20 protein-coding genes and 2 tRNA genes are annotated in these 24149 nt (G+C 33.7%); 17 read left to right on the plus strand and 5 right to left on the minus strand.

The genetic code is table 11. From position 1 onward, the window contains the following. Positions 1-61 precede the first annotated feature (61 nt). From BM024_RS04265 to BM024_RS04275, 3 genes are all read left to right on the plus strand, one after another. Positions 62-424: a hypothetical protein gene (locus BM024_RS04265; protein WP_090678218.1), complete on the plus strand. Its 363-nt coding sequence runs from the start codon at positions 62-64 to the stop codon at positions 422-424. A gap of 206 nt (positions 425-630) precedes the next feature. Then, complete coding sequence (locus BM024_RS04270; protein ID WP_090678219.1) at positions 631-1494, plus strand: FixH family protein; 864 nt, start codon at positions 631-633, stop codon at positions 1492-1494. Between the two features lie 48 nt (positions 1495-1542). Then, complete coding sequence (locus tag BM024_RS04275; protein WP_090678220.1) at positions 1543-3537, plus strand: TonB-dependent receptor; 1995 nt, start codon at positions 1543-1545, stop codon at positions 3535-3537. A 108-nt stretch (positions 3538-3645) separates the two neighbouring features. Here the strand turns inward: BM024_RS04275 and BM024_RS04280 are convergent, their stop codons facing one another. After that, the gene (locus BM024_RS04280) at positions 3646-4680 is read right to left on the minus strand and encodes an AI-2E family transporter (protein WP_090678221.1); all 1035 of its coding nucleotides are present in this window, start codon (positions 4678-4680) and stop codon (positions 3646-3648) included. A gap of 392 nt (positions 4681-5072) precedes the next feature. Here BM024_RS04280 and ubiE point away from each other — a divergent pair, with 392 nt between their 5' ends. Both ubiE and porT read left to right on the plus strand, forming a co-directional pair. Continuing rightward, positions 5073-5801, plus strand: a complete 729-nt coding sequence (gene ubiE / locus BM024_RS04285) for a bifunctional demethylmenaquinone methyltransferase/2-methoxy-6-polyprenyl-1,4-benzoquinol methylase UbiE (RefSeq protein ID WP_090678222.1) — start codon at positions 5073-5075, stop codon at positions 5799-5801. Positions 5802-5803: 2 nt separating this feature from the next. Continuing rightward, positions 5804-6532, plus strand: coding sequence for a type IX secretion/gliding motility protein PorT/SprT (gene porT / locus BM024_RS04290; protein ID WP_090678223.1), 729 nt, complete (start codon positions 5804-5806; stop codon positions 6530-6532). Here the strand turns inward: porT and BM024_RS04295 are convergent. Then, positions 6529-7260, minus strand: coding sequence for a TrmH family RNA methyltransferase (locus BM024_RS04295; RefSeq protein WP_090678224.1), 732 nt, complete (start codon positions 7258-7260; stop codon positions 6529-6531). The genes porT and BM024_RS04295 overlap by 4 nt on opposite strands. Positions 7261-7297: 37 nt before the next feature. On the opposite strand from BM024_RS04295, the gene tamL reads away from it, so the two are divergent. From tamL to accD, 3 genes are read left to right on the plus strand one after another with little or no spacing between them, the layout of a single operon-like run. Beyond that, positions 7298-9862, plus strand: a complete 2565-nt coding sequence (gene tamL / locus BM024_RS04300; RefSeq protein WP_394333267.1) for a translocation and assembly module lipoprotein TamL — start codon at positions 7298-7300, stop codon at positions 9860-9862. 46 nt (positions 9863-9908) lie between these two features. Then, on the plus strand, positions 9909-10976 hold the full coding sequence (fbaA, locus tag BM024_RS04305) for a class II fructose-bisphosphate aldolase (RefSeq protein ID WP_090678225.1): 1068 nt from the start codon (positions 9909-9911) through the stop codon (positions 10974-10976). A gap of 47 nt (positions 10977-11023) precedes the next feature. Next, positions 11024-11878, plus strand: a complete 855-nt coding sequence (accD, locus tag BM024_RS04310; protein WP_090678226.1) for an acetyl-CoA carboxylase, carboxyltransferase subunit beta — start codon at positions 11024-11026, stop codon at positions 11876-11878. Positions 11879-11952: 74 nt separating this feature from the next. On the opposite strand, the gene BM024_RS04315 is transcribed toward accD, so the two are convergent. Then, entirely contained in the window at positions 11953-13203 is a 1251-nt protein-coding gene (locus BM024_RS04315; protein WP_090678227.1) for an ABC transporter permease, read from the minus strand. Between the two features lie 239 nt (positions 13204-13442). Here BM024_RS04315 and purH point away from each other — a divergent pair, with 239 nt between their 5' ends. From purH to BM024_RS04350, 7 genes are read left to right on the plus strand one after another with little or no spacing between them, the layout of a single operon-like run. After that, positions 13443-14969, plus strand: coding sequence for a bifunctional phosphoribosylaminoimidazolecarboxamide formyltransferase/IMP cyclohydrolase (gene purH, locus BM024_RS04320; RefSeq protein ID WP_090678228.1), 1527 nt, complete (start codon positions 13443-13445; stop codon positions 14967-14969). 52 nt (positions 14970-15021) lie between these two features. Then, the gene (locus tag BM024_RS04325; RefSeq protein WP_090678229.1) at positions 15022-16050 is read left to right on the plus strand and encodes a rod shape-determining protein; all 1029 of its coding nucleotides are present in this window, start codon (positions 15022-15024) and stop codon (positions 16048-16050) included. 9 nt (positions 16051-16059) lie between these two features. Further along, the gene (gene mreC, locus BM024_RS04330; protein WP_090678230.1) at positions 16060-16890 is read left to right on the plus strand and encodes a rod shape-determining protein MreC; all 831 of its coding nucleotides are present in this window, start codon (positions 16060-16062) and stop codon (positions 16888-16890) included. Beyond that, entirely contained in the window at positions 16883-17407 is a 525-nt protein-coding gene (locus BM024_RS04335; RefSeq protein WP_090678231.1) for a rod shape-determining protein MreD, read from the plus strand. Before mreC ends, BM024_RS04335 begins: the two co-directional genes overlap by 8 nt. Further along, complete coding sequence (mrdA, locus tag BM024_RS04340; RefSeq protein ID WP_090678232.1) at positions 17404-19266, plus strand: penicillin-binding protein 2; 1863 nt, start codon at positions 17404-17406, stop codon at positions 19264-19266. The genes BM024_RS04335 and mrdA overlap by 4 nt, the downstream gene beginning before the upstream one ends. Continuing rightward, on the plus strand, positions 19263-20516 hold the full coding sequence (rodA, locus tag BM024_RS04345; protein WP_090678233.1) for a rod shape-determining protein RodA: 1254 nt from the start codon (positions 19263-19265) through the stop codon (positions 20514-20516). Before mrdA ends, rodA begins: the two co-directional genes overlap by 4 nt. Before the next feature lie 39 nt (positions 20517-20555). Continuing rightward, entirely contained in the window at positions 20556-21152 is a 597-nt protein-coding gene (locus tag BM024_RS04350; RefSeq protein ID WP_090678234.1) for a hypothetical protein, read from the plus strand. Positions 21153-21862: 710 nt separating this feature from the next. Here BM024_RS04350 and BM024_RS04355 read toward each other — a convergent pair. Beyond that, positions 21863-21935, minus strand: a tRNA-Phe gene (locus BM024_RS04355). A 29-nt stretch (positions 21936-21964) separates the two neighbouring features. Beyond that, a tRNA-Phe gene (locus tag BM024_RS04360) sits at positions 21965-22037 on the minus strand. Between the two features lie 128 nt (positions 22038-22165). On the opposite strand from BM024_RS04360, the gene BM024_RS04365 reads away from it, so the two are divergent. Both BM024_RS04365 and BM024_RS04370 read left to right on the plus strand, forming a co-directional pair. Then, complete coding sequence (locus BM024_RS04365) at positions 22166-22918, plus strand: type III pantothenate kinase (protein WP_090678235.1); 753 nt, start codon at positions 22166-22168, stop codon at positions 22916-22918. After that, entirely contained in the window at positions 22896-24149 is a 1254-nt protein-coding gene (locus BM024_RS04370) for a BamG family beta-barrel-assembly machinery protein (protein ID WP_090678236.1), read from the plus strand. The genes BM024_RS04365 and BM024_RS04370 overlap by 23 nt, the downstream gene beginning before the upstream one ends.

Here is a 24149-nt window from a genome sequence, read left to right on the forward strand (position 1 = left end):
AAAAGACAAATATTCACTCGTTAGCTAGTGCTTTTATAAAAAGCTTCCGTAAATTTACATTGTGAAAAAAATTATAGTATTTTTAGTTGTACTTTTCTTTGCAAAGCCAATATTCCCCCTTTTGGACTTTGTTATCAACTATGATGCTATTCAAGAAATGTGTGAAAATAGAAATAAACCAGAACTACAATGTAATGGTAGTTGTCACCTTAAAAAAGAGCTAGCTAAAACAGCAGAAAGTGACACCCCTATTTCAAATAATAAAAAACTACACAGCCAGCAACTAGAGATTTTATTCTTAACAGAAACAGACTGGACTATAATTACCCCTTCCTTTGCTATCAATTCTAAAGTTATTGATACCTATCACACTTTTTATAGTTACTTAAATAGTAACGACTTATTTAAACCCCCTTTGGTATAGTTTTTTTAAAATGCTAATAGCTTTAAGCCTATAAAACGTATTATAATAATAGTCTCGTTGTTACAACTATGCTTTTATGTCATCTTTCTTGTTTAAAATAAACAAGAACATGATTTATATAATACAACCTTAGTCTTAATCCATTCAATTAAAAAATAATTAATAGTCGTAGAATTAAATAACGACTCGAATACCTATATCAAAAAATGAAATACTTAAAATATTATACAATACTAATAACAATAGTAAGTCTATTCAATGCTTGTCAATCAGACGATTCAAATTCTGAAAAAGATTTCAACACAGACCCTGTGGAAAATTTAAATAAAGTAATTGAAACTCAAAATTCAGAAGGTTATAATTTAGCATTTTATTCAAGCGAAAAAGACATCCAAACTGGAAGCAACATTCTTATTGCTACGATTACTAAAAACAACAAAGTTGTAATTGCAACAGACCTACAACTCAGCATTACTATGTATATGAGTTCACATGGTCATAACATGAGTCACGGCGCTCCCGTAACCCAATTAACAACCACTAAACACAAAGGATTCTACGAAGGTTTTATTTTTCCTACAATGGCTTCCAATGGAACCAGTGATTATTGGGTATTGCGTTTAACCGCAACAGTAGATAAACAAACAGTCGTTTTTGAAAGTAATATAGAGGTAAAACAAAGTAAAGACAAAACAATAACTTCCTTTAACTATCAAGACCTTAATTATACCGTAGCCTTGATATCTCCAAAAACTCCAAAAATAGGATTAAACTCTAGTAGCGCATTACTCTTTACTACGGAAGATCACGAAACCTTCAAAATTGTAGATTCACATACGATACATATAGATCCAAGAATGCCTAGTATGAAAAATCATGGTTCTCCGAACAACATTAATCTTACACAGGCTGTTTCACAAGGCTTCTATACAGGGCAACTCTCATTAACTATGTCTGGCTATTGGAAAATCAATCTAATGATAGAAAATTCACATGGTACCATTATAAAAGGAAACCCTATAACAGAAGAGCAAGAATCAAGTGACATTTATTTCGAACTAGAGTTTTAATCATTAATAGAAGGCACAGCAACGATTGCTGTGCCTTATTTTTATATTATGGCAAAAAGAATAAGACTAGCTTACTTATGTTCTGTACTAGCTCTCCCCTTATGGGCACAATCTATTCAAAATGACAGTATTCAAGAATTACAGGAAATCATATTAATAAGCAATACAAAGAACAATACACCTAACAATCCTATAGCATCTATTGAAAACTACTTAAAGCAAGCTAAGAGTATAGATATGATACAGAGGGGAAACTATGCATGGGAGCCCACTTTAAACAGTATGGCGACAGAGCGAATTTCATTAACCATTGATGGAATGCACATATTCAACGCTTGCACAGATAAAATGGACCCCATAACATCTTATGTAGAAACATCTAATCTTCAACAGGCTAGCATACAGTCAGGTCAGCAAGGAAATCATTATGGCCCTACTTTAGGAGGCAGTATCGATTTACAAACGAGACGACCTAATTTCACTACTTCTCCTCAATGGGAAGGAAACCTTAATTTAGGATACGAAACAAACAATCAACTTAAAACTGCGGGAATTATTTTACAGTATACCTCTCCAAAATGGTATTTCCAAACACAAACAACTCTCAGAGATGCAGGAAATTATAAAGCAGGAAACAGACAAGAAATATTATACTCTCAATACACCAAAACAAACGCTTCTGGAGTTTTGGGATATTCAATAAGTCCGAACAAAACTTTAGAAACACAAGTTATATACGATAAAGCTACTGATGTTGGTTATCCTGCCTTACCGATGGATGTTTCATTAGCAGAGGCATTAATTACCTCAATCCGCTATGAAGTGAAGCCCTTGTTCTCTTTTATTGATAATTGGGAAACAAAACTATATTACAATACTATAACTCACCGAATGGACGACACAAAAAGACCTCCTGAAACCATTGCAATACATATGGATATGCCAGGTTGGAGCAATACGTATGGCCTATATTCTAGTATTAAATCTACTCAAAAAAACCATCATCTTTCAGGAACAATAAATTCCTATTACAATAAATCTTTAGCAGAAATGACCATGTATCCAAACAATCCTAATGAAAAGGAAATGTTTATGTATACTTGGCCAGACGTCCATACCCAATATACGGGAATAAACCTCCAGGACCATTGGGAAATAGACAAAGAAAAAAGTCTTCAGATTACAGCTAGCATGGGAGTACACGCTAACCAAATCAAGAACCAGATAGCCTTAGAAAGTCTCCAGATATTTTATCCAGATATGAATAACTCTAAGACTAGACTACTTGGAAGTGCTGCCGTTAATTACATAATAAAAAAATCTAATTGGAATTATGGTGTTGGTACAGCCCTTGGAAATCGAGCTCCCTCCGTTTCAGAGGGCTATGGTTTCTATTTATTCAATAGCTCAGAACAATTTGATTATATTGGAAATCCAAATTTAAAAAATGAAATCTCTTCGGAGATTAACGCCTTTCTTTCCTATACTTCCCCTACTCTAAGCAGTCGGCTTTCTGGTTCTTTTTTCCATATACAACATTATATCATTGGAAATATAATACCAGAGCTTAGCGCAATGACTATTGGGGCAAAAGGAGTCAAGCAGTACAACAACCTTACTTACGCACAACTTGCAACACTAAATTGGTCTAATACTTATAAAATCAATAATCAATGGAGATTTAATATAAACATCAGATATAACTACGGAGAAGACAATGATAAGAACCATCTCCCCTTCATAAGCCCATTATCATACGGCAGTTCTATTACTTACACAAAAAACAAATTACAAACTAGTCTAGAACTCCAAGCCAATAGTACACACAATAGTAATGCTCAAGTTTATGGAGAACAAAGAACTCCTTCTTATGCCATTTTAAATTGGAATATCAATCATTCATGGAGTGTCTATAGAAACACTATGACTATACATTGTGGTGTATCCAATATTTTTGACAAATACTATACAACCTATTCTGATTGGAATTCAATTCCAAGAACAGGACGAAATTTATCAATTAACTTACAGTACAGTTGGTAATAATTGAATAATATATTTAGATCACGACCATTTTTCAGAACAGTATAAACAAGAACCCCAAAACCTATAGGTTTTGGGGTTCTTGTTTATATAATTATTTATTAAATATTAATCTTCGTTAGGAATGACAAATTCATTGCGATAGATTGTTAACAACCAAATCAATAAAGAGAAGAGTATCGGTCCAAAGATAATTCCTATAAATCCAAAAAGGTTCAACCCGACAATTACACCAAAAATGGTAATCAAAGGATGAATATCAGCCATTTTCTTCTGTAGTGCGAAACGGATGAGGTTATCTGACAAACCAACTACCACAAAACTATAAATCAATAATCCTATTGCATTTCCAGTTTCACCTTGTGCAAGTAACATAATCACCAATGGAATATATATCAATGCAGCCCCAACAACAGGAAGCATAGCAGCAAAAATTGTCAATACAAAAAACATAAAACTATCATCAACACCAAAAATCAAATAACCAATGTAGGCAATAATAGCTTGTAAAAATGCAGTAAGTGGTACACCGACTGCATTAGAAATGACTAGTTTTTTCATATCTACTTTCATTTTCTCAAGATTGTTTTTTCTTAATGGAATAAAATGATAGAACCATTTCTCTATTCTATTATACTCACTAAGCATAAAATATAACAACAAATAAGCAACCCCAATTTGAACAAAGCTATTAAAAGATGCATTTAATACAGATTCTAAAGCTTTACCTCCAACATCGGCAACCTTGTTCAAACTAGATTCGCTAAAAACATCGATTTGATATTTGTTGCGTAAAACTTCGATCGCTTTGTTTATACTATTTTCGATTTTGTCTTTATCATTTAGCAGTACCATTACTTTTTTAGAAAGTGTTTGAACCAATAAATATAAGGGGCCTATAATTGCGATAGAGCTGATAAACATTAATGAAATTATACTCAAAGTCTTATTCCATTTCTTTTTTTCATAAAGCCAGCGATATGGTGCCAGTAACAAAACAAAAAGACAAATCGCTCCTAAAAGACCGGGTAAAAAAGCAACAAGATTCTTTGCTATGAGAAATAACAGAAAAAGTATGACTAACAAAAAAAGTACTTGTAACAATATGTTGTTGGGTATAAAAGACTTGTGATGTTTCTCCATGGAAAAGTATTGTTTTATATTAAACCTGCAATTAAGCCCTTATTTTTCAAATAAAAAGACTCTTATAAATCTAAATTATTTTTCGAAACATTGCAATTATTTCGACCTTGATAATAAAAACAGCAGTAAAAATACTAGTATTACATAAGGGTGCATCTATACTCCATCTATACTCCATCTATAGATTAAAGCGGTTTTATAGACTAACTATAGATGCACTATAGACAAGTTCTAGATAGAACCAAACCAAAGACGTTTGGTACAATATAGAAAAACTGAAAGAAATCACTTTTATAAAAATCTTTAAGACAAAAATACCTCCCCTTTTAAAGGAACTCTAATAATGTAAAAAATTATTAAAGAATACTTATATTTGTCCAAAACAGTAAAACATGGCAAAAAACGTCAACCCCTATAAAGAATCCGACTTAGGAAAGAAAAAGCAAGTAGAACAGATGTTCGACACTATTTCTGGTAATTATGACACTATGAACCGTATGATTACCCTAGGTACAGATCAAGGATGGCGCAGAAAAGTTCTAAAAATAGTATCTGACACGCAACCCGAAAGCATTTTAGATATTGCAACTGGAACTGGGGATTTAGCCATTCTACTTTCACAAACTAAAGCCTCTAAAATTATAGGTTTAGACTTATCTGCGGGAATGCTAGAAGTAGGTCGTGAAAAAGTAAACGAATTAAAACTAGATCAGCGTATTGAAATGATTCAAGGAGATTCTGAGAATCTTCCATTTGAAGATAGTAGTTTTGATGCTATAACAGTTGGTTTTGGAATACGCAATTTTGAGAACCTAGAAAAAGGCTTAACAGAAATTTTAAGAGTTTTAAAACCGAATGGTATTTTTGTTATCTTAGAGACTTCAGTTCCAACAAAATTTCCATTGAGACAAGGATACAACTTTTACACAAAGAGAATCGTTCCGATGATGGGCAAACTCTTCTCTAAAGACCAAAAAGCATATGCTTATTTATCCGAATCGGCTAAAAACTTTCCATTTGGAATAGAGTTGAACAATATTTTGACCAAAGTTGGGTTTACTAGTGTAAAGCACGAACCACAAACTATGGGGATTGCAACGATATATTCAGCAACGAAATAATTATGAAAAAGCTACTCGTTTTATTTGCATTACTCCTTAGCACGTCTAGTTTTGCTCAATTCATATTTGGTAAGGACCCCTTATTAAACATGGAAGACTGGGATAAACAACGAGTACATTGGGGATACTTTTTAGGTTTTAACTCCTATGACTTCAAATTCAACTATAACGACAAATACTATGAAGAACATTTAAAAAATGAAATTCAGGTAACTTCTAATATTGGTTTTAATGTTGGTCTAGTAGGAAACTTACGCATTGTTGAGTATGTAGATTTACGTTTTGAACCAGGTTTATATTATTCCAAAAGAGATCTGTTTTATCCTTCCATAGCAGAAAAAAACCCATCAACCTTAGGTTTAGCCAATAGAAGTGTAAGTTCTACTTACATTCACTTTCCTCTTTTAGTTAAACTATCAACTAAACGTTCTGGGAACATTCGTCCATACATAGTTGGAGGTTTATCAACTTCATTAAACTTAAGTAGTAATTCCGAATCAAAAGACGACAATTCTGAAGGCGTATTCCGAATGGAAGACTGGACAAGTAATTACGAAATTGGAGTAGGAATTGATTTTTATTTCGAATACTTCAAGTTCTCCCCATCCATTAGAGGTGTCTTTGGAATGAAAGACGAAATGATTCGAGACGACAATCAATCAAGTCCTTGGACAGGAAATATAGAATCAATGAGAACACGTGGTATTTTTGTGAACTTCACCTTTCATTAAGACCGTCTCAATTCACTTAAGATAATCGAAGTAGCCATCGCCACGTTTAAACTTTCCGTCTGTTGGGTATTTCCAAAGCGTGGAATACTAATGCGTCGAGTAACCAACCTCTCAATCTCATCAGATATTCCATTAGCCTCATTTCCCATAACAACAATCCCTTTATGTTCCTGAACCGAAGTTTGGTAGATATTATCTCCATCCATAAAAGTTCCATAAACATGCTCCACCTTCGATTCTCTAATTTGGGTAGCTAAATCACCATAAACTACATTTACACGAGATAGAGATCCCATAGTTGCTTGAACAACTTTAGGATTATAAACATCTACCGTTTGAGAAGAACAAATTAAATGTTCAATACCAAACCAATCACAAAGTCTGATAATAGTACCTAAGTTACCAGGATCTCTAATATCATCTAATGCTATTACCCAATCACTAAATTCAACCCTTTTTTCGATTGGAGTTTCAAATACTGCCAAACAATTATTTGCCGTACTCAATGCCGATATCTTCTTTAAATCACTTTCTGAAATAACACTAATCTTATCACTCTCTACGTTAAAAGGTAAGTTTTCTGTAACATATATATGTTCAAGCTTAAAATTGGAATTCAATAGCTCTTGAACTACTTTTGCACCTTCTGCAATAAAGAGATTAAACTCCTTACGATATTTTTTTTGATGCAAACTTTTTATTCGCTTGATTTGGTTTTTAGTAACCATAAAAAATGTATTTTTGAACTACAATTAAGAAACTACTTTGACAAAAGATTTACCAAAAATAGCACTTTTTATATTAATCTGTGTAAGCTTTTATTCCTGTTCACTCACTAAGAGAGTACCAGAAGGTCAAAGGCTTCTGACAGAGAACACACTATACCAAAATGGTAAAAAAACAAATAAAGAAGAAACAGTCAATCAACTCTACCAACAACCCAATAGTTATATTCCACTTATTGGATATCGACTGCGACTAAACCTATACAATTTAGCCAATCCAAAGGCAGATTCCACCTATCATGCATGGCTCAATAAGAACCCTAAAAAAGAAAAAGCCCTAGTTAACCTACTATCACGAAAACAAGTAGATAGACTGGGAGAATCTTTTGCTATTGCAGGTATCAACAACTTCTTAATAAACACTGGGGAGGCACCAGTTATTTACGATTCTAAGCGTACAGAACGTTCGACTCTACGCTTAAAAAACTATTTTTTTAATCAAGGATACTTTGACACTAAAATAACAACAGACCTAGATACAACCCATCAAAAAAAGATAAAAGCGACTTACCATATTGAAACTGGTGAGGCATATAAAATCGATAGTTTAAAAACAACTATACTTACAGCTGAATTGGACAGCATATATAGAAAACACATAGACAAAACCCTATTAAAGAAGGGAGATGTTTTTCAAGTAAGTCATTTTAGCGACGAAAGAAAACGTATAACTACTGATTTTAGAAATAATGGAGCTTATTACTTTCAAGAAAGCAACATTCGCTACGAAGTAGACACTTTGATTCCTACCCCAAATACAGCAAACATTGACATCATCATTGACAATAGAACTGTAAAGTCTGGAGATACTTTAGTTCAAACACCTTTTAAAATCTATAAGATTAGTGAAGTAAATATTTTCACGAATAACTCCTCTAGAAACCTCCAAAATGTTCACGACAGTATACAATACAACAACTTCAACATCCTTAGTGCAAATAAACTAGATTACAGACCAAAGGCTATTACGGATGCTGTTTTTATTACCAAAGGAAGTACATACAACGATTTCCGACGTGTACTAACCTCAAGGGCTATTAGCAACCTAAAGGTTTTTAATTATCCCTCTATAGAATATTTAGAAGACAAAAGAGACAGCACAGGACAATCTCTCATCACTAATATATTTCTGACCCCTAGAAAGAAATTAACCTTTAATCCTTCCTTAGATGTCACCCACTCTAATATTCAAGATTTTGGAGTAGCTGGAAATGTAGGTTTGATGATACGAAATATCTTCAAAGGTGCTGAAACTCTAGAGTTTGGACTACGAGGAAGTATCGGTTCATCACGTCAAATGAGCAACCCTGATAATGTCTTTTTCAATGTAACAGAATATGGAGCAGATGTTAAACTTTCCTTTCCTAGGCTATTCTTTCCATTGCGAACAGAAAGAATCATTCCGAAGCGTATGCTTCCAACAACCATGATGAGTTTTGGTCTTTCCAAACAAAAAAACATCGGTCTAGATAAAGATAACTTCACTGGTATTCTAAATTATGGATGGTCACCTAAAAGGAATGCAGGATTCAGCTTAGACCTATTCAATTTACAATATGTAAGAAACACAAATCCTTCTAATTACTTTACGGTTTATAAATCTTCTTACAAAACGCTGAACAATATAGCGTCAGATTATGATGTAAACCCAGAATATGTGGATAACAATGGAAACCTAACTATTCAAGATGGCGGAGCCAACTCATTTATCAATGAAGCTCTAAACCCTCAAAACCCATTAAACATTTCTGCTGATGATGTTAGAGAAATAAGAAGTATCAATGAACGACGTATTCGCCTTTCAGAAAACAATCTAATATTAGCAGCAAACATAACCTATACGCTTTCATCTAGAACCGACATTAACGACAATAACTTCTTTACATTCAAAACCAAAGTCGAATCTGCTGGCGCCGCGATGAATCTTATTACTAAAGGAACCAATTCCAATATCAATGCTAACGGCAATCGCACTTTCTTAGATGTTGAATTTTCTCAATACATTAAAACAGAAATAGATTTTATAAAATACTGGGATTTAGGAAGACAACAAGTATTAGCTTTTCGCTCCTTTGGAGGAATTGCCATACCTTATGGAAACTCAAATAGTATCCCTTTCTCGAGAAGTTATTTTGCAGGGGGCTCCAATGATAATAGAGCATGGCAATCTTACCGCTTAGGCCCTGGAAGTAGTGGAGGAATAAATGATTTCAATGAAGCAAATATGAAAATTGCTTTAAACGCCGAATATCGATTTAATTTTTCAGGAAAGTGGTTTGGTGCTCTATTTATTGATGCAGGAAATATTTGGAATGTTTTCGACCAAACTACAGATCCAAAATACACTTTTAACAATATAAGCTCTCTAAAAGAAATCGCAATTGGTAGTGGTTTTGGAATTCGATATGATTTTAGTTTCTTTGTATTTCGTCTAGACTTAGGTTTTAAGACTTACAATCCAGCTAAAGAAGATGGAAAAAAATGGTTCAAAGAACTCAACTTTAATCAGTCAGTTGTAAATCTTGGAATCAATTATCCGTTTTAATCCAATTATAATTATTAATTTTGCGACTTAAAAATACACAACAACTATGACTCACAATATCAAACCAGGAGTTGCAGTAGGCGACCAAGTTCAAGAAATATTTAGATATGCAAAAGAAAAAGGTTTTGCATTACCTGCAGTAAATGTGACAAGCTCTAGTACTATAAATGGAGTTATGGAAACAGCAGCTAAATTAAACGCTCCTGTAATTATTCAGTTTTCCAATGGTGGAGCTGCATACAATGCAGGAAAAGGACTATCAAATGAGAACCAACAAGCTGCTATTGCTGGAGCCATAGCCGGAGCCAAACATATTCATTCTTTAGCTGAACTTTACGGAGCTACAGTAATCCTACACACAGACCATTGTGCAAAGAATTTACTTCCTTGGATTGACGGTTTATTAGATGCTAGTGAAGAAAACATGAAAGTGTACGGTAAACCATTGTTTAGCTCACACATGATTGACCTATCAGAAGAACCTTTAGAAGAAAACATAGCAATTTCAAAACAATACCTTGATCGAATGAGCAAAATGGGTATGACTTTAGAAATTGAACTAGGTATTACTGGAGGTGAAGAAGATGGGGTTGACAACACCAATGTGGATTCTTCAAAACTATATACTCAACCTGCTGAGGTAGCTTATGCTTATGAAGAGTTAATGAAAATCAGTCCTAGATTCACTATTGCTGCTGCATTTGGAAATGTTCATGGTGTTTACAAACCAGGAAACGTAAAGCTTACTCCTGTGATTCTTAAAAACTCACAAGAATACGTAATGAACAAATTCAATACTCCTGCAAATCCTGTAGACTTTGTATTCCACGGAGGTTCAGGATCAAGTCTTGAAGACATTAGAGAAGCTATCTCATACGGGGTTATCAAAATGAACATCGATACCGATTTACAATTTGCATTCACAGAAGGTATTAGAGACTATGTTTCATCTAAAATTGATTACCTAAAAACACAAATTGGAAACCCTGAAGGTTCAGACGTTCCAAATAAAAAATATTACGATCCACGAAAATGGATGAGAGAAGGCGAATTGACTTTTAATACTAGATTAGAAGAAGCATTCAAAGATCTTAACAATGTAAATACACTATAGTAAGTTTTTCTTACTTGTATATTTTATCAAACAAAACACAGAATTATATGGCTTGGTTTAAGAGAAAAGAAAAAGGAATTCAGACGCCAACAGAAGATAAAAAAGATATCCCTAAAGGACTTTGGTACAAATCTCCAACGGGAAAAATAATAGACTCTGACGAACTAGAACGCAATCTATGGGTTAGTCCAGAAGATGGCTACCACGTGCGAATTGGTAGTAAAGAATATTTCGAAATTCTTTTTGACAATAATGACTATAAGGAAATAGCCAAAACCCTTAGTTCTAAAGACCCTTTGAAATTTGAGGATACTAAGAAGTATGTTGATCGCTTAAAAGAGGCAACTGCAAAAACACAACTTAAGGATGCTGTTAGAGTAGCCGTAGGCAAATCTAAAGGAGAAAATTTAGTAGTAGCTGCAATGGACTTCGCTTTTATTGGAGGTTCAATGGGCGCAGTAGTTGGGGAGAAAATAGCAAGAGGTATTGACTATTCTATCAAGCACAAAATCCCTTTTATGATGATTTCTAAATCTGGAGGTGCTCGTATGATGGAAGCAGGATATTCATTAATGCAAATGGCTAAAACATCAGCAAAACTTGCTAGACTAACAGATAAAAAAGTTCCATATATTTCACTTTGTACAGATCCTACCACTGGTGGTATTTCTGCATCATTTGCAATGCTTGGGGATATTAATATTGCAGAACCTGGTGCATTAATTGGGTTCGCAGGACCTAGAATTGTCAAAGATACAACTGGAAAAGATTTGCCAGAAGGTTTTCAAACATCTGAGTTCTTATTAGAACACGGCTTTTTAGATTTCATTACACATCGTAAAGAATTAAAAAACAAAGTAAATCTATATATTGATTTGGTTTTAAATAGACCAGTTCGATAATTATATACTCAAATAAAAAAAGTCGCTTTAATAACTAAAGCGACTTTTTTATATCATCATTTCAAAAATTCTTCCTAACCTCCTGTTCTAATTGCTTCCACCGGGTCCAGCTTCGATGCTGAACGAGCAGGTAATAATCCAGACAACAATCCTATAAAGGCAGAAAGTGACATACCAATTACAATATTTGAAAAGCTCAAAACAAACTTAAAATCCAGAAACTGAGTAGCTACAAACGCTATTAAACTCACCAACAACATTCCTACAACTCCTCCAATTAAAGAGAGAATTATAGCTTCAAACAAAAACTGGAATAATATAAACCGTTTCTTCGCTCCTAAAGACTTCTGTATACCTATGAGATGCGTTCTTTCTTTTACAGATACAAACATAATATTCGCAATACCAAAACCTCCAACTAAAAGCGAAAAACCACTTACTATCCATCCTACTACATTCATTTGAGCAACAATATTGTCAATAAAATCCATTAAACCACCCCAAAGATTTACAAAGAAATTATTTTCTTCAGTAGGTTTAATACCACGTTTCATTCTTAGTTTTGAAACAACTTCATCCTGAAACTGATCCATATCTACCCCACTCAAAGGTTTTAGGACAATAACTGGAGTAACCATATCATTATTATCACCATAAAGCTGTCTAAGAAAATTAACCGGAAAGTAAACAGAAGAATCTTTATTCATACCAAAGTTTGATGCACCTTGTTTTTCTATTACACCAATAACAGAAAACCTCTTTCCATACAGTCGAACTTGTTTTCCTATAGGGTCTTGTTCTCCAAATAAACTAGTCGCTACCTCGTGTCCCAAAACCAAAACAGGTACACCTGAATTAGACTCAGACTCATTAAAGAACCGTCCTTCAGCTACCTTAACATTATCTAAGAATTGATTATCAGTAGTACACGGACTTACATTCACCGAGTTTGCATAATTTCCCTCATACATAACATTCTCACTACGAGTAAAAACATTATAAGAAATCTTATCAAGTCCCTCCAGATTTCTCTTCAAATATTCATACTCATCATATGTCACTTCTGGAAATTGCTCTACCTTCCATTTTGGAACATCTGTAGGTCCAAAAGAATGATTAAACAAATAAATCATATTTCTATCAAAACCATTCAATTCCGACTTAATATTTCTGTCCATAGAGTCTACAGCTGCCAATACCGCAATAATAGAAAATATACCTACCGTTACCCCCAATAGAGATAGCAATGTTCTTAATTTATTACTTCTTAGCGCATGCAGTGCAAATCGTAAGCTCTCACTAAGTAATCTAAAATACAACATCATATTGATTTATTTATCATATTGAAACCCATCTATTAGTGGAGAAAACACTTGTTTTGTTACAATTCGCTGCAATTCCCTTTCTTTCCTCAAATCTATTACATCATTTCTTATTTATAAGCCGTTCAATACGAATATAAAACATGTAATTTGACAGACAAATAAAAAAGTTAAATGTTATGCATTAAACTTTAGAAATATCGTAACAATAACTACTTTTGCAGATTAAACAAACGCATAACATGAACGCAACTAAAAAAATTCAATCGGCATTAATTTCTGTTTTTGACAAAACTGGTTTAGAGCCAATTGTAAAAGAATTACACAAAAATCAAGTTACTATTTATTCAACTGGAGGAACCGAAACTTTTATTAAAGACTTAGGTATCCCTGTAGTAGCAGTTGAAGATGTTACGTCATACCCCTCTATTTTAGGTGGACGTGTTAAAACACTTCATCCAAAAATTTTTGGTGGTATACTAAACCGTCAAGATCATGAAGGTGATATTAGCCAAATGAAAGAATTTGACATTCCACAAATTGACTTGGTTATTGTTGACTTATATCCATTTGAAATGACTGTTGCTTCAGGAGCAAGTGAAGCAGACATCATTGAAAAGATCGATATAGGCGGTATTTCTTTAATTAGAGCGGCAGCTAAAAACTTTAAAGACACTGTTATTGTTGCTTCAGTTCAAGAGTACGCGTTATTTTTAGATATGCTACAAAAAAATGAAGGAGCTACAAAACTGGAAGAAAGACGCTTACTTGCTACTAAAGCATTCCATGTATCTTCTCATTATGACAGTGCTATTTTTAATTACTTCAATACAGACGAAACTCATTTAAAAATCAGCTACGACCAAGGTACAGAGTTGAGATACGGAGAAAATCCACATCAGAAAGGACATTTTTTTGGAGATTTTGATAGTTTATTTACAAAATTAAACGGAAAAGAATTATCTTACAACAACTTACTAGATGTTGACGCAGCTGTAAACCTAATGAATGAATTTAAAGGTGAAGCTCCAACATTTGCTATTTTAAAACACAACAATGCTTGTGGTATAGCACAAAGAAACTCTATGAAAGAGGCATATCTAGATGCTCTAGCAGGTGACCCTACTTCAGCTTTTGGAGGTGTATTAATTGCAAACAACACTATTGATGCAGCAACTGCTGAAGAAATAAACTCATTATTCTGTGAAGTTGTAATTGCTCCATCATATGAAGAAAGAGCAATTGAGATACTAAAAGAAAAGAAAAACAGAATTATATTAGTACTAAAAGACATTGAACTCCCAACAAAACAGGTAAGAACATGTTTAAACGGAATTCTAGTTCAAGACAAAGATGCTATTACTGACAATAAAGAAGGATTAACATCCGTTACTAATACAAGTCCTACAGAAAAAGAAATCGAAGATTTGTTATTTGCTTCCAAAATATGCAAGCACACTAAGTCAAATACGATAGTTCTAACGAAAAACAAACAACTTTGTGCTTCTGGAACAGGTCAGACATCTAGAGTAGATGCTTTAAAACAAGCTATTGAAAAAGCAAATTCTTTTCATTTCGATTTAAACGGAGCTGTTATGGCGAGCGATGCTTTCTTCCCATTCCCTGATTGTGTTGAAATTGCTGATAACGCTGGAATTACTGCTGTGATTCAACCAGGTGGATCAATCAAAGACGATTTAAGCGTAACCTACTGTAATGAAAATAATATTGCAATGGTATTTACAGGAACTCGTCATTTTAAACATTAATTTATTATTTTTGTAAGCTTAAAATATTTAACTCTAAAGACATTATAATTGTATGGGATTTTTTGATTTCATGACCGAAGATATTGCAATTGACCTTGGTACGGCGAATACGCTTATCATTCACGACGGAAAAGTTGTGGTTGACAACCCTTCGATAGTTGCACGCGACAGAACTACAGGGAAAATTATCGCTGTGGGGAAAGAAGCAAGTTTGATGCAAGGAAAAACACATGGAAACATCAAAACCATACGACCATTAAAAGATGGAGTTATTGCAGATTTTGATGCTTCAGAAAAAATGATAAGCCTCTTTATCAAGAGCATTCCTTCATTAAGAAAAAAGATGTTTACTCCTGCCCTACGGATGGTTGTTTGTATTCCTTCTGGAATTACCGAAGTAGAAATGCGTGCAGTAAAAGAATCTTGTGAACGTGTGAATGGTAAAGAGGTTTACCTTATAATGGAGCCTATGTCTGCCGCTATTGGTATTGGTGTAGACATCATGCAACCAAAAGGTAATATGATCGTAGATATAGGAGGAGGAACCACCGAAATTGCTGTTATTGCTCTAGGAGGTATTGTGTGTGACAAATCTGTAAAAATTGCAGGAGATGTTTTCACTAACGACATCGTGTACTACATGCGCACTCAACACAACCTTTTTGTTGGAGAGAGCACAGCTGAAAAAATTAAAATTCAAATTGGAGCAGCTACTGAAGAATTGGAAGCAGCTCCTGATGACATGATGGTTCAGGGTAGAGATTTACTAACAGGAAAACCAAAGCAAGTAACTGTATCTTACAGAGAAATTGCCAAAGCCCTTGATAAATCTATCCAACGAATTGAGGATGCTGTTATGGAAACACTTTCACAAACACCACCTGAATTAGCCGCTGACATTTACAATACAGGTATTTATCTAGCTGGTGGAGGTTCAATGTTAAGAGGATTAGACAAGCGTATCTCTCAAAAAACAGACCTACCAGTTTATATTGCAGAAGATCCCCTTAGAGCTGTGGTTCGAGGAACAGGTCTCGTAATTAAAAATATAGATAAATACAAAAGTATACTTATAAAATAATACCATAACATGCAGCAAATAATAAACTTCTTTATAAAAAACAGTAGTAAGCTACTGTTTTTGCTGCTTTTAACCATATCGTTAGTTCTGATAATTCAAACGCACTCTTTTCACAAAAGTAGCTTTATTAGTTCCGCCAATGGGGTTACAGGTTTTGTGTACGATAAGATTAACAACACCAAAGAATTTTTGCATTTAAAGGATGAAAATAAAATTCTTGCAGACGAAAACGCTCAACTAAGAGAATTGTTATACAATTCAGTAGGACCTTCTGATTCATTAGAAGTTTTAAAACGTTTTCCAACACCTAGTGACGAATTTGATGTTATTCCAGCTAAAGTAATTCGAAATTCCTTCAATCTTAAAGAGAACTATTTAACTATTAAAGGAGGAACTAAACATGGCATAAAAGCCGACTTAGGTGTTATCAATAGCAACGGTGTGATAGGAATCATCGAAAGAGCATCTAATGGATACGCCACTGTTCAAAGTATTCTAAATACAGAATCTAGAATTAATGCGAAGATAAAAGGAGCTAATCATTTTGGAACCCTACAATGGGATGGCAAAAACACGGGATACGTTCAATTGACAGACATTCCCCGATTAGCAGACATTTTCAAAGGCGATACTATAGTAACAGGAGGTATTTCAACTATATTTCCCGAGAATATTCCAATTGGAGTTATAGAAAAAGCTTATACAAATGAAACCTCTAACTATTATACCATTAATGTTCGTTTATTCAATGATATGACAAACATAGGATACGTGTATGTCATCAAAAATAAAGACAGCGAAGAGATTGAAGAATTAGAAGAAAACACAGGCAATGAATAATGTAATACTCTCCAATATATCGCGCTTCATAATTTTGCTAGCTGCCCAAGTATTGATTTTCAACAACATTGACTTGTTTGGCTTTATCAATCCTTTTCCATACATTCTTTTCATACTCTTATACCCTTCCACCGGAAATAGATCTTTTTTATATGTCCTCAGTTTTCTTTTGGGACTATCTGTAGATATGTTCGAAAACTCTGGAGGTGTACATGCGGCAGCATCATTAATACTAGCCTTTGTTCGTCCAAACCTGCTGAAATTTTCATTTGGAGTCAGCTTTCAATATCATCAAACAAATCTGAATGATAAAGTTAGCAAAGAGCTATTTAAAGGAATGGAAGTTCTAACATATCTTATTTTAGCAACTATTATTCACCATTGCTCTTTATTTGCATTGGAAATTCTTAGGTTTAACTTTATTTGGGAAATACTTTTACGAACTTTGCTCACTACTTTATTCACAATACTTACCAGTATTATAATTATCTATTTGATAAAACCAACTAAGAAATGAGAAAAGCACTGCTTCCTATTGTAATCATACTCGTAACGATTGCTATTCTATCGAGGCTTTTCTATTTACAAATCATTGACGATACCTATATAAAAAAATCGGAAAACAATGCTTTAAAAATTGTTTACGAATACCCTGAAAGAGGCTATGTTTACGATAGAAACGGAAAACTATTAATAGCTAATCAACCGTCTTACGACATTATGGTTATTCCACAAGAAGTCAAAAACATCGACACTCTTGCCTTGTGTAAAATATTAGAGATAGAATTAGAAGAATTTAACAATAAATTACAGAAAGCTAGAGTATACAGCCCTAGACTACCTTCTGTATTCTTACCACAACTAAACAAAGCAGAATACGCTGCTTTTCAAGAGAAAATCAGACATTTTAACGGCTTCTATATCCAAAAGAGAAACTTACGAGACTATCAAGTTTCTGTTGGAGCCAATGTTTTTGGTTACATTAGACAGGTTAATGAAGGTAATATAAAACAAAATCCCTACTATAAAAGTGGAGACTTAATTGGTATTCAGGGAATCGAACAAGAATACGAAAATATCCTACGAGGAGTTAAGGGAGTCAAGTATATTCAAAGAGACCGTTTTAACAGAGAAATTGGTTCCTTCAAAGATGGATTCTATGATACACTTGCTGTTAAAGGAGAAGACATTACCCTAACTTTAGATATTGAACTTCAAGAATACGGTGAACTTTTAATGCAAAACAAAAGAGGAGGAATTATTGCCATTGAACCAAAAACAGGGGAAATATTAAGTTTAGTAACCGCTCCTAGTTATGACCCTGGTCTTTTAGTAGGACGAGAGCGCTCTAAAAACTATACTAACCTTTATAGAGACTCTATATCCAAACCTTTATACAACAGAGTTTTATCAGGAGAATACTCACCTGGTTCTCCTTTCAAAATCCTAACCGGTTTAATTGGAATGCAAGAAGGTGTTGTGAACGAACAAACTCGCTTTTTATGTAATCATGGTTTCTATTACGGAAGAGGAGCTTTTATGAAATGTCATGATTCTGGAAATATTGCATTAAATCAAGCTATTGCAAGTTCCTGTAACACCTATTTCGCACAGACCTATAAAAGAGTCATTGAAAAGTACAAAAACTCAAGAGAAGGAATGGACCATTGGAGCGAACATTTAAAAAGTTTTGGGCTTGGACAATTCTTAGGCTACGACCTTCCAGAAGGAAGAAAAGGCCACATTCCATCATCAGATTATTACGATCGTTGGTATCCAAACGGCGGATGGAGAAGCACAACAACAATATCTAATTCAATTGGACAAGGAGAAATTATCATGACTCCAATCCAACTAGCAAATATGATGGCAACTGTAGCAAACAGAGGCTACTATTACACTCCACATATTATAAAAAACATAGAACACGACAAAATAGACCCTAGATTCACAACCAAACACGTTACCTCCATAGACCCTAGACACTTTGCTCCAGTAATTCAAGGACTTCATGATGTTTATAATTTCGGTACTGGGAGAAGCGTTCAAGTCGAAGGCATAGATATTTGTGGTAAAACGGGAACTGTTGAAAACTTCACTCGTATCAATGGTAAGAGATATCAGCTTGCAGATCACTCCGTGTTTGTTGCATTTGCACCAAAAGACAACCCACAAATTGCAATTGCTGTATTTATAGAAAATGGAGTTTGGGGAGCCAGATGGGCAGCACCTATAACGAGTTTGATGATAGAAAAATATTTAAGAAAAGAAATAACTCGGAAAGATTTAGAAAAAAGAATGTTTGAAGGAAGCCTTGAAAGCGAATACAATAAGGTAATTACACTTCAACAAATGGCAGATAAGAAAACCAAATGAGAGCAATCAGTGTACAAAAAAATCTAGACTGGATTTCAATTGTATTATATATACTATTAGTATCAGCAGGATGGCTTAACATCTATTCTGCTTCGCTTCCACTAGAGATAACATCTATATTTGATTTAAATCAAATATATGGACGACAATTAATGTTCGTAATCATTTGTATCCCATTTATCATCTTAATCCTTTCTATTGATGCTAAATTCTACGAGAAATACGCTATCATATTCTATATCATAGGGCTACTTTCCATATTGGGCTTATTCTTTTTCGGAAAATCAGTCAAAGGACAAACCAATTGGTATCAAATAGCAGGTTTCGGTATACAACCATCAGAATTTGTAAAGACAACTACAGCACTACTATTAGCTAAATATTTGTCTGACATACAGGACAGTCTCAGCTCTTATAAAGAACAAATTATTGCCCTAGCCATAATTGGAATACCAACAATAAGCATATTACAACACGACACAGGTAGTGCTATGCTTTTCGCTTCATTAATATTTGTATTATACAGAGAAGGTTTACCAAGTTGGTACCTCTGGACTGGATTCATTACTATTGTCTTATTTACTGCATCTTTAATAGTCATCCCTGTTTATATACTTATCGCCATCTTTGTATGCTTGGGAATTCATTTTTACTTCAATAAAAAAATTAATAGAAATCCTTTCTTATACATCATACTAGGTGTGGTTATGTCTGGTTTTGTACTTTCAGTTGACTACGTATATGACGAGGTATTAGAGCCACATCAAAAAGACCGAATCAATGTTTTAATTGGAGAGGATATCAATTTACAAAAAGAAGGATACAACCTAAATCAATCAAAAATTGCTATAGGATCCGGAGGCTGGACCGGTAAGGGCTTTCTAGAAGGAACACAAACAAAAGGTGGTTTTGTCCCTGAACAACATACCGATTATATTTTTACCACAGTAGGAGAAGAATGGGGTTTTGTTGGAGCTTCCGTGATTGTAATTTTATTCGTTGCTCTATTTTTCAGACTCTTATATCTAACTGAAAATCAAAAGACAAAATTCAATAGAGTTTACGGCTATTGTGTGGTATGTTTCTTGTTCATCCATTTTGCATTAAATACAACAATGTTAATTGGACTATTTCCAACAATTGGAGTACCGTTACCTTTCTTTTCATATGGAGGATCTAGTTTAATGGCCTTTACATTATTATTGTTTATCTTTCTTAAATTGGATGCAAATAAAATCAATGAGTGGTAAATGGCATATAAATTGATATATTTGCAAAAAAAAATACATATGAAAAAAACATTGACATTAATTTCGTTCTTCACAATTGCATTGGTAACTAACACTTACGCTCAAGAAGGCGAGACTACTATTCCAGCAACTAAGATTACACCTTCTGAATCAGTAGAAACAATAAAAGAAGCTGTTGTTGAACCAACAACCAAAGCAGTTGAAACAACCGCAGCAGACATGCAAAAACAAGCTAACCAACTTAAAAAACAAGCTGACCTTGATAAGTTAAAAGCAAAAAATTTAAAAGACGAACAAAAACGTATTAAAGCTGAAGAAAAATTAGCTTCTAAAAAAGAAAAAGCTGCACAAAGAGATCAAAAGCGAATTGAAAAAGAAAATAAAAAAGCGCTTAAACAACAAGCTACTTTAATCAAAACGCAAAAACAATTAGACAAAGCAAAATCAAAGCTTTACAAAGCAGAAGATAAATACAATAAAGCAAACCTTAAATTTGAAAGAAATCTTTCAAAAGGTAGCTTAACACCTATCAAAGAATTAAAAGCGAGAGAAAACCTTCTTAAACTTTCAAATAACAAGAAAAAACTTGAATTCGAAGTAAATAAACTTGAATTGAAATACAAAGCGATAAACTAATCGATTTAACCAAAAAAAACAGCCATCTTAGTCAACCTATGATGGCTGTTTTTTTTTACTCCATTCTACAAAACTTATAGTCACTTACCCTCTTAATCAACGAAACGAATATTAACAACAACTCTTTCGCTTAGTATTTTTAGAATCAACATGATTCTTTTTAATTCACAAAAACTATTCTTGTCTCAAAACAAAAACCGAAAGCTAAGTAATTCCCACTTCCTTGAACACATTAATCATAGAGATTAACACCTCAAAGAGATACTAAAAAACAAAAGAGATGACATCAGTCACCGAATCACATATAGCATCAATTACAAAAACTGAGGAATAAATAAAATGAAAAGCTTTTTAATTCTTGTGAAGGACAGTTCTAAGAACGTTATTTACCCCATAGCAACATAGACTCACCTCGCTTAAATTCCGCTCAGGATTCAGCCCTATTTCGGTCACGAGTAAAAGCACCTATACTCCATCCTTAAGTAGCCCAGAAGGAAACAACAATAAAAGCTTAATTTACTATGTAGAAATCTACAATTTCAATTCTTATATCTTTCACACCCCCTATACAGCAACCAAAAGTGCTATATTTTAGCACTAAAAACTCAACAGATGTACTTGTAGCTTCATTGAGAAAGTAGTGTAAGATATTTTAAACTATAAATTTTTAAAAACAAAAAAACCCACTCGTTTGAGTGGGTTACTTTTTGTGGTGCCTCCAGGAATCGAACCAGGGACACAAGGATTTTCAGTCCTTTGCTCTACCAACTGAGCTAAGGCACCATGCCTTATTTTTCTTAGAAGTTTTATTGTGGTGCCTCCAGGAATCGAACCAGGGACACAAGGATTTTCAGTCCTTTGCTCTACCAACTGAGCTAAGGCACCATTTGGCTTCTAAGTATTGAGAGCTGTTGTTCTCTTAAGCGGTTGCAAATATAGAACACAATTTCATTTAAACAAAACTTTTAATAGAAAAAATCATTCGCTATCTTTGTATTTCAAATATAAATCGAATGATTCTAGCACTTGATATTGGCAACTCTCGAACCAAATTAGCTTTGTTTGAGAAAGATACGTTAATTCAACATTTAATTTTAGACACTGAAAAAATTAAAAAAGAAATTGAAAATATTTTAAAAAAAATCAATTCTCCTGTCGAAATCATCGTTTCTTCAGTAGGTAAATGGAATTCACAGAATCTAAAATGGTTGCACAATCTCGGAAAAACAATCATTATTTCACCACAAACCACCATGCCATTCAAAAACCTATATGAAACTCCTCTTTCTTTAGGCATAGATCGCATGGCATTAGTTGCAGGTGCTGTTCTAAAATATCCTCTTAACAACAAATTAATAATAGACGCAGGAACTTGTATAACATTTGACTTTGTAAATAAAAAAAACGAATATCTAGGAGGATCCATATCCCCAGGAATACAATTAAGATACAAATCACTCAACGACTATACGGATAGACTGCCATTGTTAACGTCCAAATATCCGAACACTTTAATAGGAAACTCAACCACAGAAGCTATCCATTCTGGAATTATCAATGGAATTCTGTATGAATTAGATGGATTTATAAATAAATACCTAGACACATACCCGAATTTAACAGTTATTTTAACAGGAGGAGACACAGATTTTTTGGCGAAAAGACTAAAAAGCACCATATTTGCTAATTCAAACTTTTTATTAGAGAGTTTAAATTCCTTACATCAATACCTAATTATTGAAAATGATAAAAAAAATCTTCCTTAGCCTGAGCTTGCTAGTTGGAACAACAGCAATAGCACAACAAGGCACCGCATCACCATATTCATTTTATGGAGTGGGAGACATTAACTCGAACAATACAAATGAATATAAAGCAATGGGAGGCATGAGTGTATATTCAGATTCTATACATATCAACCTAAACAACCCTGCTTCTTATTCAAAATTAAAACTTACAACCTTTTCTATAGGAACTACTTTTAAAAACTATACTCTAAAATCATCAGATGCTACTGAAAAGGCCAATAGAGCAAGTATTGACTATCTAGCATTAGGCCTACCTTTAGGTAAATTTGGTGTTTCGTTTGGCTTGCTACCTTACTCTGCTACTGGATATAAAATAAATTCTTTAAAAGAAGTAAACGGACAAAAACACAGTACTCAATTTAACGGAGACGGGGGAATCAATAAAGTTTTCGCAGGTGTTGCATACTCTATATTACCAAATTTACAGTTCGGAATAGACATGGGATACAACTTCGGACAAATTGACAATAAAACAACTGTCTTTGTAATAGACAATGGAGACGATTACTTCATTCCAAATGGAACATCTGAAGTTAAAAGCTCTGAATACAGTGGCGTTACAATTAATACAGGACTTCAATATAGTGGAAAATTAAAAAATTATGATTGGAGTGCAAGCCTAACATATAGTCCTGAAACAAAATTAAACACGAATAATCGTACGGTTCTATCAATTATTAATTACAACAATACTGTTTTAGAAAGAAAAACTACAGAAGAGAATACAATCAAAACAATCAACCCTAGTAGCTTATCAGCAGGTTTAGGAATTGGTAAAGAACACAAATGGTTTGTAGGTGCAGAATTCACTCAAACACAAACCAATAAGCTAAACCAGAACAATGTATTTAAAAATGCTAACTACGAAGATTCACAACGATATTCTATAGGAGGATTTTACATACCTAAATACAATTCATTCACTAGCTATTTTGATCGAATCGTTTATAGAGGTGGTTTCAGATATGAAAACACAGGTCTTATTTTAAATGACCAAGCAATTAATGACTATGCTTTTAGTTTAGGAGCGGGTTTCCCTATCGGAAGAAATCTAACAAACCTAAATATTGGTGTTGAATACGGACAAAAAGGAACTAACAAAAACAACTTAATTAAAGAAAATTATTTTAACTTATCTGTTGGTGTTTCTCTAAACGACCTTTGGTTTGTTAAAAGAAAGTTCGAATAA

Source organism: Myroides guanonis (assembly GCF_900114085.1).
In the GTDB taxonomy this organism is placed as follows: Bacteria; Bacteroidota; Bacteroidia; order Flavobacteriales; family Flavobacteriaceae; genus Flavobacterium; species Flavobacterium guanonis.

Bases quoted from the DNA above. Each gene is read 5' to 3' on its own strand.
- BM024_RS04315 (WP_090678227.1), bottom strand. From the start codon at position 13,203: ATGATGTTGTATTTTAGATTACTTAGTGAGAGCTTACGATTTGCACTG.
- accD (WP_090678226.1), top strand. From the start codon at position 11,024: ATGGCTTGGTTTAAGAGAAAAGAAAAAGGAATTCAGACGCCAACAGAA.
- fbaA (WP_090678225.1), top strand. From the start codon at position 9,909: ATGACTCACAATATCAAACCAGGAGTTGCAGTAGGCGACCAAGTTCAA.
- BM024_RS04365 (WP_090678235.1), top strand. From the start codon at position 22,166: ATGATTCTAGCACTTGATATTGGCAACTCTCGAACCAAATTAGCTTTG.
- BM024_RS04335 (WP_090678231.1), top strand. From the start codon at position 16,883: ATGAATAATGTAATACTCTCCAATATATCGCGCTTCATAATTTTGCTA.
- purH (WP_090678228.1), top strand. From the start codon at position 13,443: ATGAACGCAACTAAAAAAATTCAATCGGCATTAATTTCTGTTTTTGAC.
- porT (WP_090678223.1), top strand. From the start codon at position 5,804: ATGAAAAAGCTACTCGTTTTATTTGCATTACTCCTTAGCACGTCTAGT.
- rodA (WP_090678233.1), top strand. From the start codon at position 19,263: ATGAGAGCAATCAGTGTACAAAAAAATCTAGACTGGATTTCAATTGTA.
- BM024_RS04295 (WP_090678224.1), bottom strand. From the start codon at position 7,260: ATGGTTACTAAAAACCAAATCAAGCGAATAAAAAGTTTGCATCAAAAA.
- BM024_RS04325 (WP_090678229.1), top strand. From the start codon at position 15,022: ATGGGATTTTTTGATTTCATGACCGAAGATATTGCAATTGACCTTGGT.
- mreC (WP_090678230.1), top strand. From the start codon at position 16,060: ATGCAGCAAATAATAAACTTCTTTATAAAAAACAGTAGTAAGCTACTG.
- BM024_RS04370 (WP_090678236.1), top strand. From the start codon at position 22,896: ATGATAAAAAAAATCTTCCTTAGCCTGAGCTTGCTAGTTGGAACAACA.
- ubiE (WP_090678222.1), top strand. From the start codon at position 5,073: ATGGCAAAAAACGTCAACCCCTATAAAGAATCCGACTTAGGAAAGAAA.
- BM024_RS04275 (WP_090678220.1), top strand. From the start codon at position 1,543: ATGGCAAAAAGAATAAGACTAGCTTACTTATGTTCTGTACTAGCTCTC.
- BM024_RS04350 (WP_090678234.1), top strand. From the start codon at position 20,556: ATGAAAAAAACATTGACATTAATTTCGTTCTTCACAATTGCATTGGTA.
- BM024_RS04280 (WP_090678221.1), bottom strand. From the start codon at position 4,680: ATGGAGAAACATCACAAGTCTTTTATACCCAACAACATATTGTTACAA.
- mrdA (WP_090678232.1), top strand. From the start codon at position 17,404: ATGAGAAAAGCACTGCTTCCTATTGTAATCATACTCGTAACGATTGCT.
- BM024_RS04270 (WP_090678219.1), top strand. From the start codon at position 631: ATGAAATACTTAAAATATTATACAATACTAATAACAATAGTAAGTCTA.